Source organism: Caulobacter sp. GW821-FHT09B08, assembly GCF_059418225.1.
Genome location: NZ_JBWKPL010000005.1, coordinates 240482 through 256227, shown reverse-complemented (window position 1 = coordinate 256227; position 15746 = coordinate 240482). Strand labels below are relative to the sequence as shown.

17 protein-coding genes are annotated in these 15746 nt (G+C 69.2%); 7 read left to right on the top strand and 10 right to left on the bottom strand.

The genetic code is table 11. The features are described from left to right. Positions 1-53 precede the first annotated feature (53 nt). The 3 genes from AC07OA_RS16340 to AC07OA_RS16330 all read left to right on the top strand — a co-directional run bounded on the left by AC07OA_RS16340 (position 54) and on the right by AC07OA_RS16330 (position 2449). Positions 54-836, top strand: a complete 783-nt coding sequence (locus AC07OA_RS16340; protein ID WP_494664865.1) for an NAD kinase — start codon at positions 54-56, stop codon at positions 834-836. Positions 837-958: 122 nt separating this feature from the next. Then, positions 959-1441 (top strand): Hpt domain-containing protein, encoded by a 483-nt coding sequence (locus AC07OA_RS16335; protein ID WP_494664864.1) that lies wholly within the window; start codon positions 959-961, stop codon positions 1439-1441. Between the two features lie 180 nt (positions 1442-1621). Beyond that, positions 1622-2449: a DUF4760 domain-containing protein gene (locus tag AC07OA_RS16330; protein ID WP_494664863.1), complete on the top strand. Its 828-nt coding sequence runs from the start codon at positions 1622-1624 to the stop codon at positions 2447-2449. Positions 2450-2488: 39 nt separating this feature from the next. On the opposite strand, the gene folD is transcribed toward AC07OA_RS16330, so the two are convergent. Next, positions 2489-3367 (bottom strand): bifunctional methylenetetrahydrofolate dehydrogenase/methenyltetrahydrofolate cyclohydrolase FolD, encoded by an 879-nt coding sequence (gene folD, locus AC07OA_RS16325; RefSeq protein WP_494664862.1) that lies wholly within the window; start codon positions 3365-3367, stop codon positions 2489-2491. Positions 3368-3477: 110 nt separating this feature from the next. Between folD and crtY the strand changes: the two genes are divergently transcribed. The 3 genes from crtY to AC07OA_RS16310 are packed head-to-tail and all read left to right on the top strand — an operon-like array spanning position 3478 to position 7115. Next, on the top strand, positions 3478-4665 hold the full coding sequence (gene crtY, locus AC07OA_RS16320; protein ID WP_494664861.1) for a lycopene beta-cyclase CrtY: 1188 nt from the start codon (positions 3478-3480) through the stop codon (positions 4663-4665). Then, positions 4662-6182 (top strand): phytoene desaturase, encoded by a 1521-nt coding sequence (locus tag AC07OA_RS16315; protein ID WP_494664860.1) that lies wholly within the window; start codon positions 4662-4664, stop codon positions 6180-6182. The genes crtY and AC07OA_RS16315 overlap by 4 nt, the downstream gene beginning before the upstream one ends. Further along, on the top strand, positions 6183-7115 hold the full coding sequence (locus tag AC07OA_RS16310; RefSeq protein ID WP_494664859.1) for a phytoene/squalene synthase family protein: 933 nt from the start codon (positions 6183-6185) through the stop codon (positions 7113-7115). It abuts the gene before it with no gap. A gap of 162 nt (positions 7116-7277) precedes the next feature. Here AC07OA_RS16310 and AC07OA_RS16305 read toward each other — a convergent pair whose 3' ends face one another. From AC07OA_RS16305 to AC07OA_RS16280, 6 genes are all read right to left on the bottom strand, one after another. Further along, positions 7278-7718: a hypothetical protein gene (locus tag AC07OA_RS16305; protein ID WP_494664858.1), complete on the bottom strand. Its 441-nt coding sequence runs from the start codon at positions 7716-7718 to the stop codon at positions 7278-7280. A 42-nt stretch (positions 7719-7760) separates the two neighbouring features. Continuing rightward, positions 7761-8234 carry a sterol desaturase family protein gene (locus AC07OA_RS16300; RefSeq protein ID WP_494664857.1) on the bottom strand — a complete coding sequence of 158 codons (474 nt, stop codon included), beginning with the start codon at positions 8232-8234 and terminating at the stop codon, positions 7761-7763. Between the two features lie 6 nt (positions 8235-8240). Further along, positions 8241-9455, bottom strand: a complete 1215-nt coding sequence (locus AC07OA_RS16295) for an ABC transporter permease (protein ID WP_494664856.1) — start codon at positions 9453-9455, stop codon at positions 8241-8243. Then, on the bottom strand, positions 9452-10408 hold the full coding sequence (locus tag AC07OA_RS16290; RefSeq protein WP_494664855.1) for an ABC transporter ATP-binding protein: 957 nt from the start codon (positions 10406-10408) through the stop codon (positions 9452-9454). The genes AC07OA_RS16295 and AC07OA_RS16290 overlap by 4 nt, the downstream gene beginning before the upstream one ends. Next, complete coding sequence (locus AC07OA_RS16285; RefSeq protein ID WP_494664854.1) at positions 10405-11316, bottom strand: polyprenyl synthetase family protein; 912 nt, start codon at positions 11314-11316, stop codon at positions 10405-10407. The genes AC07OA_RS16290 and AC07OA_RS16285 overlap by 4 nt, the downstream gene beginning before the upstream one ends. Before the next feature lie 91 nt (positions 11317-11407). After that, positions 11408-11896 (bottom strand): hypothetical protein, encoded by a 489-nt coding sequence (locus AC07OA_RS16280; protein ID WP_494664853.1) that lies wholly within the window; start codon positions 11894-11896, stop codon positions 11408-11410. 165 nt (positions 11897-12061) lie between these two features. Here AC07OA_RS16280 and AC07OA_RS16275 point away from each other — a divergent pair, with 165 nt between their 5' ends. Continuing rightward, positions 12062-12910 (top strand): RsiV family protein, encoded by an 849-nt coding sequence (locus AC07OA_RS16275; protein WP_494664852.1) that lies wholly within the window; start codon positions 12062-12064, stop codon positions 12908-12910. A 51-nt stretch (positions 12911-12961) separates the two neighbouring features. On the opposite strand, the gene AC07OA_RS16270 is transcribed toward AC07OA_RS16275, so the two are convergent. From AC07OA_RS16270 to AC07OA_RS16260, 3 genes are all read right to left on the bottom strand, one after another. Continuing rightward, the gene (locus AC07OA_RS16270; RefSeq protein ID WP_494664851.1) at positions 12962-14494 is read right to left on the bottom strand and encodes an acyl-CoA carboxylase subunit beta; all 1533 of its coding nucleotides are present in this window, start codon (positions 14492-14494) and stop codon (positions 12962-12964) included. Between the two features lie 130 nt (positions 14495-14624). After that, complete coding sequence (locus AC07OA_RS16265; RefSeq protein ID WP_494664850.1) at positions 14625-14951, bottom strand: YnfA family protein; 327 nt, start codon at positions 14949-14951, stop codon at positions 14625-14627. Next, positions 14948-15673 (bottom strand): ATP12 family chaperone protein, encoded by a 726-nt coding sequence (locus AC07OA_RS16260; protein WP_494664849.1) that lies wholly within the window; start codon positions 15671-15673, stop codon positions 14948-14950. The genes AC07OA_RS16265 and AC07OA_RS16260 overlap by 4 nt, the downstream gene beginning before the upstream one ends. Positions 15674-15746: the final 73 nt, after the last annotated feature.

Here is a 15746-nt window from a genome sequence, read left to right as displayed (position 1 = left end):
CGCACGGCTTTCTCCCGTTTGACAAGACCGCGCCGATCCAGCCACTTGGCGGCATGTTCCAGCCCCAGCCGTTCGTGACTCGCCTGACCTTCAAGGCCAGTGACCGCCCCGAGGCCCAGGAGGCGCGCGACCGCCTGGCGGCCCGCTACGGCGACGTCGGCGACGAGTCCGCGCAAGTGATCGTCGCCCTGGGCGGCGACGGCTTCATGCTGGAGACCCTGCACGAGACCATCGCCAACGGCACGCCGATCTACGGCATGAACCGCGGCTCGGTCGGCTTCCTGATGAACGAGTACAGCGAAGACGACCTGCTGGAGCGGATCAACGCCGCCGAGCGCGCGGTGATCCGGCCGCTGGTGATGGTCGCCATCGACTCCAACCGCAAGCAGCACCGGGCCCTGGCCATGAACGAGGTGTCGCTGCTGCGCCAGACCCGCCAAACGGCCAAGCTGCGCATCAGCATCGACGGCAAGGTGCGGATGGGCGAGCTGATCTGCGACGGCGCCTTGCTGGCCACCCCGGCCGGCTCGACCGCCTACAACCTGTCGGCCCACGGGCCGATCATTCCCATCGGCGCCCAGGTCCTGGCCCTGACGCCGATCAGCGCGTTCCGCCCCCGCCGCTGGCGTGGCGCGCTTTTGCCGCAGACCGCGAGGGTGACGTTCGAGGTCCTGGAATGCGATAAAAGACCCGTAAGCGCCGTGGCCGACAATTTCGAGGTCCGCGACGTCGTCGAGGTTCACATCGCCGAGGACAGCAGCGCCAGCCTCTCCATGCTCTTCGACGCCGGTCGAAGCCTCGAGGAGCGGGTACTGACGGAGCAGTTCTCGGCCTAAGGGGTCGGGGGACGAGTGGCCAGGGCAATGCCCGGGCTGTGGTCAGGGTAGAAATGGGCGTCTCATCTAATCTTAACGCCTTTGATCCTACATTTCAGACCATTGCCTAGGGGGAAGCGTCCGTGACCAGCAAGTCCGCCGCGGAAGTTATTCAGGTGCCTAACATGCTCAAGCTCAAGGTTGGCGGTCGAGGCGGTATCGACATGGCGGCGATCGCCAAGGCCGAAGCCGCGCTCAAGAGCCTCTCGGGCAACTTCGCCCAGTGGCTCAACGACGAGATCGTCAAGCTGGAGGCCGCCCGTCAGGACGTCCGCGCCCAGGGCCTGAACGCCGAGACGGTGGAACGGCTCTATCTGCGCGCCCACGACCTGAAGGGCCTGGGCGCCACCTACGAATTCCCGCTGATCACGCGCCTGGCCGCCTCGCTGTGCCGGCTGATCGACGACCCGGCCACCCGCCTGTCGGCGCCGATGTTCCTGGTCGACGCCCACATCGACGCCATCAAGGCCTGCGTGCGCGACGACATCAAGGTCGACACCCACCCGGTCGGCAAGGTGCTGGCCGCCGAGCTGGAAGGCCGCGTGGCCGAATATCTGGCGGCCTGATCGGAGCCGACGGCGCGGAACGCGGGCCTTCAACGGGCATTGTTTATACAAGATCAGAGGCGCCCCAAGGCCAAGCTCAACCTTGACGCAGCCAATATGTCACTCCTATATTCAGGCCAACGGATGGAGATTCCAATGCGTGCTGAAGATATCCCCGGCGGTTAATCGCATCGAATCCTCTTGAGATTCAACAGCCCCGAAAGGGGCTGTTTTGCTATATGGCGCAAGGCTTTGGTCTTCCGATCCCCTCAAATCCGCCGCGACATTCTCCGAGCGATCCACAGCGGGGGAGACAGCGTCTCGCTCGCGCCGTTCCAACTCACGCAAGTCGAGGAAGAGAGGTTCCGGCGCGCGGCCAGCGTGGCCGAGCAAAGAGCGATACGCCAAACCTCCCAGTTCTCGTCATATAGCAAACTGCGGATTTCGAGTCCGTTCACCCCGGTTCCGCTGTTGGTCGTTGTCATCGCGCTGGGCTGCGCCGCCGCTGCCGCCGCCTTGCTCGGCAAGGCCGACCTGGAAGACTCCGACACCTATCCCCTGTTCGCCGCGACGGCCACGGTCGCGGCGATCGCGGTAGCCGCCATTGGCTGGGGCGTCGCCGGCTGGGTGGCCCATCGAAACGCGCGCGTGCAGCACACCATCAATATCGTGGCGACCAGGTTCGCCCAGCCCGCTTTCGTCAACCATCTGAAGACGTTCAATGTCGCATTCGGCGACGGCCCCTTCCCGCAGGTAACCAAGGCCGAAATCGATCGCCTGGTCAGTTCGACCGATCCCAAGGATCACGATCCGGTCCAATCCCTTCGCTACATCCTGAACTACTTCGAGTTCATATCGGCCGGTGTCGAACGCGGCGACCTCGACCTCGAGCTAATCGAGAAAAACCTGAAGGGAAACATGAGCTTTTACTACGACAAGTGCTCACCCTACATTGCGTCGCTAAAGCGGGATCGTCCCCTCGTGCTGGAAGCCTATACGCGCTTGCGCGACTACTTTCGCGACGTGTGATCAAACATCATCGGGCTGAGAAGCCCTGGATGGACCACCCTATTCCGCGATGCCGTTCAGCCGCTTGGCGGCGCTGACGGTGTTGGCCAGCAGCATGGCGATGGTCATCGGCCCCACCCCGCCCGGCACCGGGGTGATGGCGCCGGCGACTTCCTTCGCGCCCTCGAAGTCGACGTCGCCGACCAGGCGGGTCTTGCCGTCTTCCTTGGGGATGCGGTTGATGCCCACGTCGATGACCGTGGCGCCCGGCTTGATCCAGTCGGCCTTGACCATCTGGGGACGGCCCACGGCGGCCACCAGGATGTCGGCTTCGCGGCAGACCGCCGGCAGGTCGGCCGTACGCGAGTGGGCGATGGTGACGGTGCAGTCGGCGGCCAGCAACAGCTGGGCCATCGGCTTGCCCATCAGGTTGGAGCGGCCGATCACCACCGCCCGCTTGCCGCGCAGATCGCCGACCACGTCCTTGAGCAGCACCATGCAGCCGGCAGGCGTGCAGGCGGTCAGGGCCGGCAGGCCGCTGGCCAGGCGCCCGGCGTTGGTCACGGTCAGGCCATCGACGTCCTTGTCGGGCGAGATCGCCGCCACCACCGCCATCTGGCTCATGTGGTCGGGCACGGGGAACTGCACGAGGATGCCGTGGATGGCCGGGTCGTCGTTCAGGCGGTCGACCAGCGACAGCAGCTCGGCCTGGGTGGTTTCGGCCGGCAGGCGGTGGGTTTCCGAATGCATGCCGGCGGCGGTGGTCTGCTCGCCCTTGCTGCGCACATAGACCTGGCTGGCCGGATCCTCGCCGACCAGCACCACGGCGAGACCCGGGGTCAGGCCATGCTCGGTCTTCAGAGCGGCGACCTCGGCGGCGACCTGCTCGCGCAGCTGGGCCGCGAAGGCCTTGCCGTCGATGATTCTGGCTTGCGACATCGGCGCCTCCTGTTCGCGCGCTGCCTACCGCCTCCCCCGGTCGCACGCAATATGTGCGGACGCGCATCGGAAGTCGCTTGAGCTTCGTCCAATCATGCTAGAGCCGAAGCATGGTGTCCGCGTTCCCCTCCCAACGCGCCGACGTCGTCCTGGTGGGCGGCGGCCTGGCCAACAGCCTGATCGCCCTGCGGCTCAAGAGCCTGCGGCCCCGGCTGCGCGTGGTGCTGCTGGAGCAGGGCCCCACCATCGGCGGCGAACACACCTGGTGCCACTTCGCCACCGACGTCGATCCCGCCGTGGCCGGCTGGCTGCGACCGCTGATCGTCCACCGCTGGTCGGGCTACGAGGTGCGCTTCCCCGGGCACAGCCGCCACCTGCCGACCGACTACCTGGCCATCACCTCCCAGCGCCTGCATCAGGTGGTGACCGCTACGCTAGGCGCCGACGCCTGGCTTTCGGCCACCGTGTCGGACGTCAATCCGCACCAGGTGACCCTGGCCGATGGCCGGGTGATCGTGGCCGGGGCGGTGATCGACGGCCGCGGGCCGCGCAAGAGCCGGAGCCTGGCCCTGGGCTACCAGAAGTTCGTCGGCCAGGGCCTGCGCCTGGCCGCCCCCCACGGCCTGACCCGGCCGATCATCATGGACGCCACCGTCCCGCAGGACGACGGCTATCGCTTCGTCTACGTCCTGCCGCTGGACGCCACGCGGGTGCTGGTCGAGGACACCCGCTACAGCGACGGCCCAGCCCTGAACCGCGCGGCCCTGCGCAAGGCCATCGCCGCCTACGCCAAGGCCCAGGGCTGGAAGATCGTAGAGGTCGAGCGCGAGGAAGAAGGCGTCCTGCCCATCGCCCTGGGAGGCGACATCGAGGCCTATTGGCGGGAGGCCCGGCCGCAGGTCGCCGAGGTGGGCCTGCGCGCGGCCCTGTTCCAGCCGACCACCGGCTATTCCCTGCCCGACGCCGCGCGCCTGGCCGAGGCCGTGGCCGCCCTGCCCCGCGTCACCAGCGCCGCCGTGCGCGCCTGCGTCGAGGCCCAGTCCAAGTCGGTCTGGCGGCGGCGGCGGTTCCTGCGCCTGCTGAACCGCATGCTGTTCCGGGCCTGCGCGCCCGAGGACCGCTACAAGGTGCTGGAGCGCTTCTACCGCTTGTCGCCGGGCCTGATCCAACGCTTCTATGCGGCGCGGCTGACGCGGTTCGACAAGATCCGCATCCTGGTCGGCAAGCCGCCGGTGCCGATCTCGGCGGCCATCAAATGCATCGGCGAAAGCTCGGTGTTCGGGGGACAGGACGCATGACGACGACGCCAAAGCCGAAGGCCGCCGTGATCGGCGCCGGATTCGGCGGACTGGCCCTGGCCGTCCGCCTGCAGGCCTCGGGCTTCGACGTCACCGTCTTCGAAGGGCGCGAGAAGCCCGGCGGCCGGGCCTATGTCTGGGAGCAGGAGGGCTTCACCTTCGACGCCGGCCCGACGGTGGTCACCGATCCCGACTGCCTGAAGGAGCTGTTCGAACTCTCCGGCCGCCGGATCGAGGACTATGTCGAGTTGCTGCCGGTCGATCCGTTCTACCGGCTGGTCTGGGAAGACGGCGACGTCTTCGACTACGTCAACGACCAGGAACAGCTCGACGCCCAGATCGCCAAGCGCAACCCGGCCGACGTCGAGGGCTATCGCCGTTTCCACGCCTATTCGGAAGAGCTCTACCAAAAGGGCTATGTCGAGCTGGGCGCCGTGCCGTTCCTCGACTTCGGCAGCATGATCGCCAGCGCGCCGGCCCTGATGAAGCTGCAGGCCTGGCGCAGCGTCTACGACAAAGTCGCCGGCTTCGTGAAAGACGAGCACGTGCGCCAGGCGCTGTCGTTCCACAGCCTGCTGGTCGGCGGCAGCCCGTTCGCCACCTCGTCGATCTACGCCCTGATCCACGCCCTGGAACGACGCGGCGGCGTCTGGTTCCCGCGCGGCGGCACCCACGCCCTGATCCGGGCGCTGGCGAAGCTGTTCGAAGACCTGGGCGGCGTGATCCATCTGAACGCGCCCATCCAGAAGATCACCACCAAGGCCGGCCGCGTCACCGGGGTGATCAAGGCCGACGGCCAGTTCGAGGCCTTCGACACCGTCGCCTCCAACGCCGACGTGATGCACACCTACAGGGCCCTGCTGGCGGACGATCCACGCGGGGCCAAGGTGGGCAAGGCCCTGGAGGCCAAGCGCTGGAGCCCTTCGCTGTTCGTGGTCTATTTCGGGCTGAAGACCACCCACCCCGAGATCCGCCACCACACCATCTGCTTCGGCAATCGCTATCGCGAGCTGATCGGCGAGATCTACGGCAAGGACGGCCTGGCCGACGACTTCTCGCTGTACCTGCACCACCCCACCGCCAGCGACCCGGCCATGGCGCCGGAAGGCTGCTCGGCCTTCTACGCCCTGTCACCCGTGCCCAACCTGCAGACGGCGAACATCGACTGGTCGGTCGAGGGGCCGAAGTATCGCGACAAGATCCTGGCCTATCTGGAAAAGCACTACATTCCAGGACTTTCGGCCAATCTCGTCACCAGCCGCTTCATCACGCCGGACGACTTCGTGACCGACCTCAACGCCTGGAAGGGCGCGGCCTTCTCGCTGGAGCCGATCTTGACCCAGAGCGCTTTCTTCCGCACCCACAACCGCGACGACGTGATCCCCAACCTCTATTTCGTCGGGGCCGGAACGCACCCGGGCGCGGGCATCCCCGGCGTGGTCGGTTCGGCCAAGGCGACGGCGGGGCTGATGATCGACGACTACGACTCCATCGACGGCGGCGATGAGGCCGGCTGAATGAGCGACGCCTTACAGGCCCAGAGTCGCGAGGCGATCCAGAAGGGCTCCAAGAGCTTCGCCGCCGCCGCCGCCCTGTTCGACGCCCAGACCCGGGCCGACGCCGAGATGCTGTACGCCTGGTGCCGTCACTGCGACGACGTGATCGACGGCCAGACCCTGGGCCACGGCATGAGCCCGGTGGCCGACGCCCCCGCGCGGCTGGAAGCCCTCTACGCCCAGACCCGCGCGGCCCTGGCGGGCGAGACGCCCACCGATCCGGTGTTCGCCGCTTTCCAGACCGTGGCCCTGCGCCGGGGCATCCCCGAACGCTATGCTTTGGACATGATCGACGGCTTCGCGATGGATGTCTCCGGCCGTCGCTACGCCACGCTCGACGAACTGCTGGAATACTGCTGGGGCGTGGCCGGCGTGGTCGGGACGATGATGGCCCTGGTCATGGGCGTGAAGCCCGACGCCCTGCCCACCCTGCGCCGCGCTCAGGACCTGGGCCTGGCCTTCCAGCTGACCAATATCGCCCGCGACATCGTCGAGGACGCGAGAAACGGCCGGGTCTACGTGCCCGGCGATTGGCTAGCCGAGCTGGGCGTGCCGGAGGATGTGGTCGCCGATCCGGCCCATCGGCCGGCCGTGGCGGCCCTGGCCCGGCGTCTCGTCGATGCCGCCGAGCCCTACTACGCCTCGGCCCGCTGGGGTCTGCGCGACCTGCCGTTCCGCTGCGCGTGGGCCATCGGCGCGGCGCGCGGGGTCTATCGCCAGATCGGCCTGGACGTCGTGAAGGCCGGAACCGGCGCCTGGGACGAACGGGTGGTGGTCAGCGGCCGGATGAAGGCCTGGCGAGCGCTGGAAGGCGGGGTCTTGGCTCTGCGGGCGACGACGGTGGATCGCTGGGGCAAGGCGCCCGAACGGCCGGCGATGTGGTCGCGAATCTAGGCGCCGAGGCGCACCGACTTGCCCCCACCTGACCGCTGCGCGGTCTGTCCGCCCCCGTAGGGGGCGGAGGACGCGCGCTGCCGCAACAACCGCGTCCTCTTCCCCCTACGGGGGAAGGAGGGCCGAAGGCCCGAAGGGGGCAAGTGCGGGCCGCTCGGGCCTCTACTTCAACACCCCGCGCCGCGTCATCCACCACGCGTACCAAACGAAAAACGCCAGCAACCCCGCGATGATCGCGCTGGTCACCCCCATCTGCGGCCCCATGATCTTGCCGCCGTCAGTCAGCACATAGGTGTAGAGCAGGCTCACCAGAAAGGCCGCCAGCGACACCGCCAGCACCGGCCAGGCCAACCTGTGGCGCAGCAGGATCAGCACCGAGCCGGCGAAGGCGCCGAACACGCCCAGGGCCCAGTCGGCGGTCATCCAGAACGGCATGTCCTGATAGTGAGCGATCTGGGCCGGGGTCATGCCCGCGCTGGCCATATAGGCCGCGCCCTGGACCTTGCTCATCGTGAAGTCGAAGACGCCGATGAAGTTGAACAGCACGGCGACCACGCCCACCAGCCACAGATGCCAGGGCGTCTTGATCGTTGTTTCCGTCATTTCTTCCCCCTCCCCCAGCCGCGCATTGGCGGCGTTTCGATCTCAGGCGTCGACGCCCTTTTCCCGAAGCTTGGCCTTCAGCTCCCGCACCGGCCGCGCCAGCAGGAAGCCGAACGACACCGCCCCATCCTTGGTGTGCACGGCATGATGGATGCGGTGGGCCTGGATCAGCTGCTTCCAATAGCGCGACTTGCCCAGCGGGACCTTGAACCGCTGATGCACCATGCCGTCGTGGAAAACGAAATAGATCGCGCCATAGGCCGTGATCCCCAGGCCGATGGGCAGCAGCCACGGGACGCCGTGCACCCCGAAATAGATCGCCACGATGGCCGGAGCGGCGAAGACCACCGCGAACAGGTCGTTCAGCTCGAAGGCGCCGGTGCGCGGCTCGTGGTGAGACCTGTGCCAGACCCAGCCGACGCCGTGCATGACATAGCGATGGGTGACCCAGGCGAAGCCTTCCATGAAGGCCAGGGCGCCCAGGAACAGGGCCAGGTAGAGGCCTAGTCTTTCCATCGTCTCCTACCGCCGCAACTGGCGCGCCGACACGTGCGCGACGGCCAGGCCCGCGAGGCCGGCCAGCGTCAGCACGCCCCAGGCCTTATACACCGCGCCGATCCCCGCGTCGCGCCAGAGGATGGCCTGGTAGGCCTCGATCACCCAGGCGTGCGGCGTCAGCCAGCCCAGTTGCTGCAGCCAGGGCGGCATCAGGAAGCGCGGGGCCATGCTGCCGCCGACGGCCGCCAGGATCAGGATCACGAAGGTCGACAGCATCTGGGCCTGGTCGCGCGTGCGGCAGACCGAGACCAGTCCTAGGGCCAACCCCGCCGAACAGGCGCTGGCCGCCAGGGTGGTCAGGAACCACGGCCCCGCGTGCTGGACCACCGCCACGCCGTAGACCAGCTGGGCGGTGGCGAAGATCGTCAGGGCCTGGACCAGCCCCTGGCCGACCAGGAACACGAACTTGCCGCTGACCACCGGCCCCATGCCCGCCACCCCGGCCAGCAGGCGGTCGGCCACGCCGGTGCGCCGCTCCTCCATCAGGCCCAGCGCGCCCTGCATGGCCGAGAACAGCGAGAACAGGATCGTCACCGCCCCGGCATAATAGGCGATCACCCCGCCGCCCGCCTTGGTCTCGCGCACCGCCTCGCGGTCGAAGAAGCCGCCGTCGTCGCCGGCCTTGGGCGGCGTGTCGCGCAGCAGGGCCGCGGCGCTGTCGGCGTTCTCGACCTGCTCGTCGCTGAGCCCGCCCAGGGCCGGCTCCAGCTGGGCCACCGTGCGGCGCATGGCGACGTCCGGCAGGGCGGCGGCCAGCACCTGCTGCACCCGGGCCTGGGCCAGGGGCGCGGCGACGGCGCGGCTGGGGTCGGCCACGATCAGGAAGGGCTTCTCGGCCGAGGCCGGATCGGATCGGATCACCAGGCCCGCATCGGCCTGACCGGCCTTGACCCGTCGGCGGACCTCTTCGGCCGTCGCCGGCGACACCAGCTCGGCCCGCACGTCGGAGGACTTGGTCAGCGCCATCGCCAGCCGCCCCGAGTCCGCCGTCCGCGCCACGTCGGCCACCGCCAGCTTCAGCTGGATGTTGTCGCCCGTCGCGCCCGCGAACACCGACGAGAAGATCAGGAACACCAGCGGCGGCAGCAGGAAGGTCATCAGCAGCGCCCCGCGGTCGCGCCACAGGTCCAGCGCCATCACCCGCGTCATGGCCGCGATCATCGCCGGGCGAAGGCTCATGCGGCCTCGGCCCGCTCGGCCACCAGGCTAAACAGGTGGGTCAGGGAGGGCTCGCGCACCCCGATCTCGCGCGGGACCAGGCCCACCTCGCGCAGGCGCGCGTCCAGTTGTCCGGCCGCTGCATAGCCGTCGGCGTCCAGCCGCGCCCAGACCCCGGGCCGGCGCGTGGGCGCCAGGCCCTCGGCGGTTAGCCGGCGCTCGCCGGCCGGATCGACCGCCTCGGCCAGGTGGACCAGGATCTCCATCCGCGCCCCGAACGCCTCGGCGATCAGGGCTCTCGGCGCGCCCTCCAGCGCCATCCAGCCATCGCTGAGGAAGCCCACCCGGTCGGCCAGGGCGCCGGCCTGGTCCAGGTCGTGGGTGGTGATCAGCACCGCCACGCCCAGGTCGCGCAGGCCCCGGATCACCGCGTCCACCGCCTCGCGGGCGTCCACGTCCACCCCTACCGTCGGCTCGTCCAGGATCAGCAGCGACGGCTCGTGGACGATGGCGGCGGCGATGTTGGCCCGGCGCTGATAGCCCCCCGACAGGCGCTTGACCGGCTCGTCGGCGCGGTCGGCCGTGCGGGTCAGGTCCAGCGCCCGCCGCACGGCCGCCGCCATGGCCGCGCGCGGTACGCCCGACAGGGCCGCGAAGGTCTCGACGTTCTCGGCCACCGTCAGGTTGGGATAGAGAGCGATCTCCTGCGGGACCAAGCCCAGGCCCGCCCGAGCGGCCGGGACGCGAGCAGGATCGCGGCCCTGCAGCAGCACCACCCCGCCGTCGGGCCGGATGCGGCCGCAGATCGCGCGGATCAGGGTGGTCTTGCCAGCCCCGTTGGGACCCAGCAGGGCGTAGATCTCGCCGGGCCGCAAGCTCAGGTCGACGCCGCGCAGGGCGGGCCTGTCGCCATAGGCGTGGACCACGCCGGTCACGCTCAGGATAGGGTCCGGCGCGGTCTCCGCCTCGCTCACGCCGCCGCCTTGCGCCGGGCGAACAGCTCGCCGACATAGCGGCCCAAGAGCCCGCCGCAGCCGGCGCGGTCCAAGGCCGCCGAGGCCTCGGCCAGGTGCTCGTCCATGGCCTGGCGGGCGCCGGCCAGGCCCAGGGTCGAGACCACGGTGGCCATGGCCGCGTCCTTGCCGACGTCCTTGCCCGCGCCCTCGGCCGAGCCCTGGGCGTCGATCAGGTCGTCGCGGATCTGGAAGGCCAGGCCGATATGGCGGGCGAACAGGCCCAGAGCCTCGACCGTCGCGTCAGAGGCGCCGGCGATCAGGGCCCCGCCCTGGGCGGCGGCGATGATCAAGACGCCGGTCTTCTCGTGATTGAGCCGTTCGAGGGCGGCCTGGTCGCGGGTCTGGTCGCGGTCGAACAGGTCGCGGGCCTGGCCGGCGATCAGGCCCGAAAAGCCCACCGCCTGGGCCGCTCGGCCCGCCAGTTCGGCGCGCAGCGGGGCCGGCAGGCCCGTATCGGCGGCGATGGTGGCGTAGGCGTGATTCAGCAGTCCCACCCCGGCCAGGATCGCCGTGGCCTCGTCGAAGGCCCGGTGGATGGTCGGCAGGCCCCGCCGCAGGCCGGCGTCGTCCATGGCCGGCAGGTCGTCCAGGATCAGCGAGGCGGCGTGGACCATCTCGAAGGCGCAGGCCGCGTCCAGGGCCGCCCCTTCCGGCGCCCCGCACTCGGCGGCGGCCAGCAGGGTCACCATCGGGCGGAAACGCTTTCCGGGGGCCAGCAGGCTGTAGCGGACGGCCTCGACCAGCCGGTCGGGCGCCGAGCCCACGGCCGGGGCCAGCTCGGCCAGCCGCCGATCGACCCCGGCGCGCAGGGCCTCGACTCTCTGGATGAAGGCGGCCTGGTCGTCCATCTCTCGAGTCGCGGCCATGCTGTACGCCCCGACGCGGGCCCGGGCATTTGAACGGCGCCCCCGAGCGGGCGTCAACCGAAAGGTCCTCGCCCGTGGGGCGAGGCTCCGGTCAGCCTCGGCAGAAGCCGAAGAAGCGCTTGATATCCGCTCGTTCCGCGTCCGTGCGGGCGTCCTGAGGATAGGTCTTGTCCTCGACCTGACTGATCAGGCCGGTCTTCTCGAAGGCGATCAGGACGGCGTCGGTCAGCGATATGTCGCCGGCCGCTTCCAGGCCGTCGATCAGTTCCGACGGGATCAGTCGGGCGGCGTAGCGGCCTTCGGCCTTGCCCGACCGGAAACGGATGGTCCCGCCCCCCGCCTTGCCCTTGGCCACGGTGGTGGAGAAGCCGACGACCGGGGTCTTGCGGCGGCACGAGAAGGTGATCCCGACCACGTCGCTGTCGGGCAGACCATAGGCCAGGCGCCTTTCGTCGTCGGGCGTGGCGAAGGCGTTCCACTTCATCCCGGCGGGCGCGGCCGCCGGTCCGGCCAGGCCTGTCGGCGGCGGTGGCGCGGTGGTCGAGCACGCGCTCAGCAGGATCGCGCCGACAGCCGGCACGATCCAAGATCCCCGAAGCCTCATCGTCCCCTCCGTCCAGCCCTTCGCCGGTCTAGCGGCAAACGGCCGCCGCTCCCATCCCCGAAAATCGCGCGATGGACGGCCCGAGCAAGGCGCGGCACGGTGGAGCCGGTCGAGCGCGAGCCGCGTTCAGGAGTGATGACGATGAAAACCCCCGTGATCGCCGCCTCGATAGCAGCCTTCGGTCTCGCCGCCGCCCTGGCCGGCTGCGGCCCCAAGACGAGCCAGCCGCCGCCGCCCGCACCGGCCGCCGCTCCGGCCCCGGCGGCGCCGGCCGCGCCCGTCCGCCCCCTGGCCTTCGACCAGACCGACGCGGCCGCCAAGGTCGCCCTGCGCCTGCCCGCCGAGATCGCCAACTATCCGGCCCTGCACACCATGCTCTACGACCGCGAGGTGGCGGGGCTGAAGACTTTCGCGGCCAAGGCCGAGAGCGACCGCAAGGCCTCGACCGGCCAGTTCCCGTGGCGGCCCTACGGCCGGCAAGGCCAGTGGTTCCTGGCCGCCGAGGCCCCGTCCCTGGTGGCCCTGCGCGCCCTGTGGTTCGAAGACACCGGCGGCGCTCACCCCAATCACGGCGGCGCGTCGCTGCTGTGGGACACCGCCGCCAACAAGGAAATCCTGCCCAAGGCCCTGTTCCGCGACGGCGCCGACATGAGCGCGCTGGACAAGGCCATCTGCGACGCCGTGGCCACGGCCAAGACCCACCGCGAGGGCGCCGTGCCGCTGAACGACATGTTCTCGTGCCCCAAGTGGAGCGAGACGGTGCTGGTCCCCGCTCCCTCGGCCCTGCCCGGCAAGATCGGCGGCCTGACGGCGATCATCGATCCCTATGTGGTCGGGCCGTATTCGGAGGGCGACTACGAGGTCACCGTGCCGGTCTCGGCGTTCCAAGGCCTGCTGGCGCCGACCTATGCCGGCGCCTTCGGCGGCGTTCCCAAGTCGATGGGCAATCCGGACGGCACGCTCAGCGTGACGATGGACGTGGCGAAGTAGACGGTACAACGGCTGGGGACACGCGCATGCGCGTGTCCCCAGCCGCGTCCCCTAAAGCGGGATGTTGTCGTGCTTCTTCCAGGGGTTGGACAGTTCCTTGCCCTTCAGGCTCTTCAGCGCCCGCACGATCCGCTTGCGGGTGTTGTGGGGCATGATCACGTCGTCGATATAGCCGCGCGACGCCGCCACGAACGGATTGGCGAAGCGTTCCTTGTACTCGGCCTCGCGGGCGGCCAGGGCCTCGGGGTCCTTGGCTTCCTGGCGGAAGATGATCTCGACCGCGCCCTTGGCGCCCATGACCGCGATCTCGGCGGTGGGCCAGGCGTAGTTGAAGTCGCCGCGCAGGTGCTTGGAGCTCATCACGTCATAGGCCCCGCCATAGGCCTTGCGGGTGATCAGGGTGATCTTCGGCACGGTGGCCTCGGCATAGGCGAACAGCAGCTTGGCGCCGTGCTTGATCAGGCCGCCGTACTCCTGCTTGGTGCCCGGCATGAAGCCCGGGACGTCGACCAGGGTGATGATCGGGATGTTGAAGGCGTCGCAGAACCGCACGAAGCGGGCGGCCTTGCGGCTGGAGTCGATGTCCAGCACCCCGGCCAGCACCTGAGGCTGGTTGGCGACGATGCCCACGCTCTCGCCGTCCATGCGGGCGAAGCCGACGACGATGTTCTTGGCCCACTCGCTTGAGATCTCGAAGAAATCCGCCTCGTCGACGATCTTCAGGATCAGTTCCTTCATGTCGTAGGGCTTGCCCGGATCGCTGGGGATCAGGGTGTCGAGGCTGGCCTCGGCGCGATAGGCCTCGTCGAAGCTCTCGCGCTCAGGGGCCGGCTCGCGGTTGGACGACGGCAGGAAATCGACCAGGCGGCGCACCTGGGTCAGAGCCTCCAGGTCGTTCTCGAACGCGCCTTCGGCCACGCCCGACTTGGCCGCGTGCACCCGAGCTCCGCCCAGTTCCTCGGCGGTGACGACCTCGTTAGTCACGGTCTTCACGACGTCAGGGCCGGTCACGAACATGTAGCTCGTGTCCTTCACCATGAAGATGAAGTCGGTCATGGCCGGGCTGTAGACGTCGCCGCCGGCGCAGGGGCCCATGATCACGCTGATCTGCGGCACCACGCCCGAGGCCATGACGTTCTCGAGGAAGATGTCGGCGTATCCGGCCAGGCTGTCGACGCCCTCCTGGATGCGCGCGCCGCCGGCGTCGAACAGGCCGATGATCGGCGCGCCGACCTTCATGGCCATCTTCTGGACCTTGACGATCTTCTGGGCGTGGGCGCCCGACAGCGAACCGCCGAACACCGTGAAATCCTTGGAGAAGACGTAGACGACCTTGCCGTTGATCGTGCCCCAGCCGGTGACGACGCCGTCACCGGGGACCTTTTGCTCGGCCATGCCGAACTCGACGCCGCGATGCTCGACGAACATGTCGAACTCTTCGAACGAACCCTCGTCCAGCAGCAGGTCGATGCGCTCGCGCGCGGTCAGCTTGCCCTTGGCGTGCTGGGCGGCCACGCGCTTTTCGCCGCCGCCGGCCCGGGCCTGCTCGCGACGACGATCGAGTTCCTCGAGAATATGCTGCACGCGGACGCTCCCCTGCTCTCTACTGGGCCTTGGCTGCCACCTTATGGGGCGAGCCGTAATGGCGCGAGCTTTACGTGGCAAGCCGTACCCTGCGGCAGTGCAGCAATGATCGCGGAGACGCTTAAGGACGTCAGGCGGCCCTGGGCGCCCACAGAATGATCCCGGCGCCGACCAGGCAGACGGCCGCGCCGGCCAAGTCCCAACGATCCGGTCGCAGACCTTCCACCACCCGCATCCAGACCAGCGAGGCGGCGATGTAGAGGCCGCCATAGGCCGCGAAAGTCCGGCCGGCGGCGGGGCTGTCCACCCGGGTCAGCAGCCAGGCGAACACCGCCAGGGCCACGATCCCGACCGCCGCCCACAGCGCCGACTGGCCCTGCTTCAACCACCGCCAGAAGGCGTAGCAGCCGCCGATCTCGAAAGCGGCGGCCAGGACGTAAAGGACGACGGTCTTCAACGCCTCAGCGCCGCGAACCAGCGCTCCAGCACCTGGGCCTCGACAGCCAGGGCCTCGGCGCGGGCCACGGCCTCGGCGTCCTGGCCCCAGGTCTCGGCCTGGAAGATCTCCTCCAGCCGCGACAGGTCCAGGGCCTTGCGCCCCGTCACCTTGCCCGCCCGCAGGGCCAGGGCCAGCACCGTGGAGCCCAGCAGGCCCGCGCCGTAGGCGACGCCGGCCAGGGTGAAGTCGTCCATGGTCAGGGCCAGGGCCTCGACCGAGGCCAGGGCGGCCGGCGACTGGGCGGTGTGGATGATCCCGCTGGCCGGCTTCAGGTGCAGGTCCAGCTCCGCCCGCGCCCAGTCCAGCATGCCGCCCCAGTCGCGCTTCTGGCGCTCGACCAGGGGCGTGGGGTGCTCGGCCCAGTAGCAGAGCAAGTCCGAGCCGGCATAGGCCGAGACCTCGCGCGCCACCTCGGCCCGGGTCTCGCGGATGCGGTCGATGGCGGTGAAGGCCAGGCGCGTGGCGGGCATGGCGGTGGAGTCGATCACCTCGACCTGGGCCTCCCACTCCTGCGCGACCAGTTGGGCCAGGGCCAGGGTCGGCAGAACCAGCGGCGACTTGGCCGGCGACTTGGGGGTGCGCCCGTCCAGCAGCACGGCGAAGCCGCCCTCCACAGGACCGGCGGTGGCGGCCTTGTAGAAGCGTCGGGGACGTTGCAGCAGGTCGGGCTTGTCGGCCAAGGGGAACTTCTTTTCGGTCCGGACATCAAAAGAGCGATTTCGACGCGTTGAATGGATCAAACAATGCGTCCGA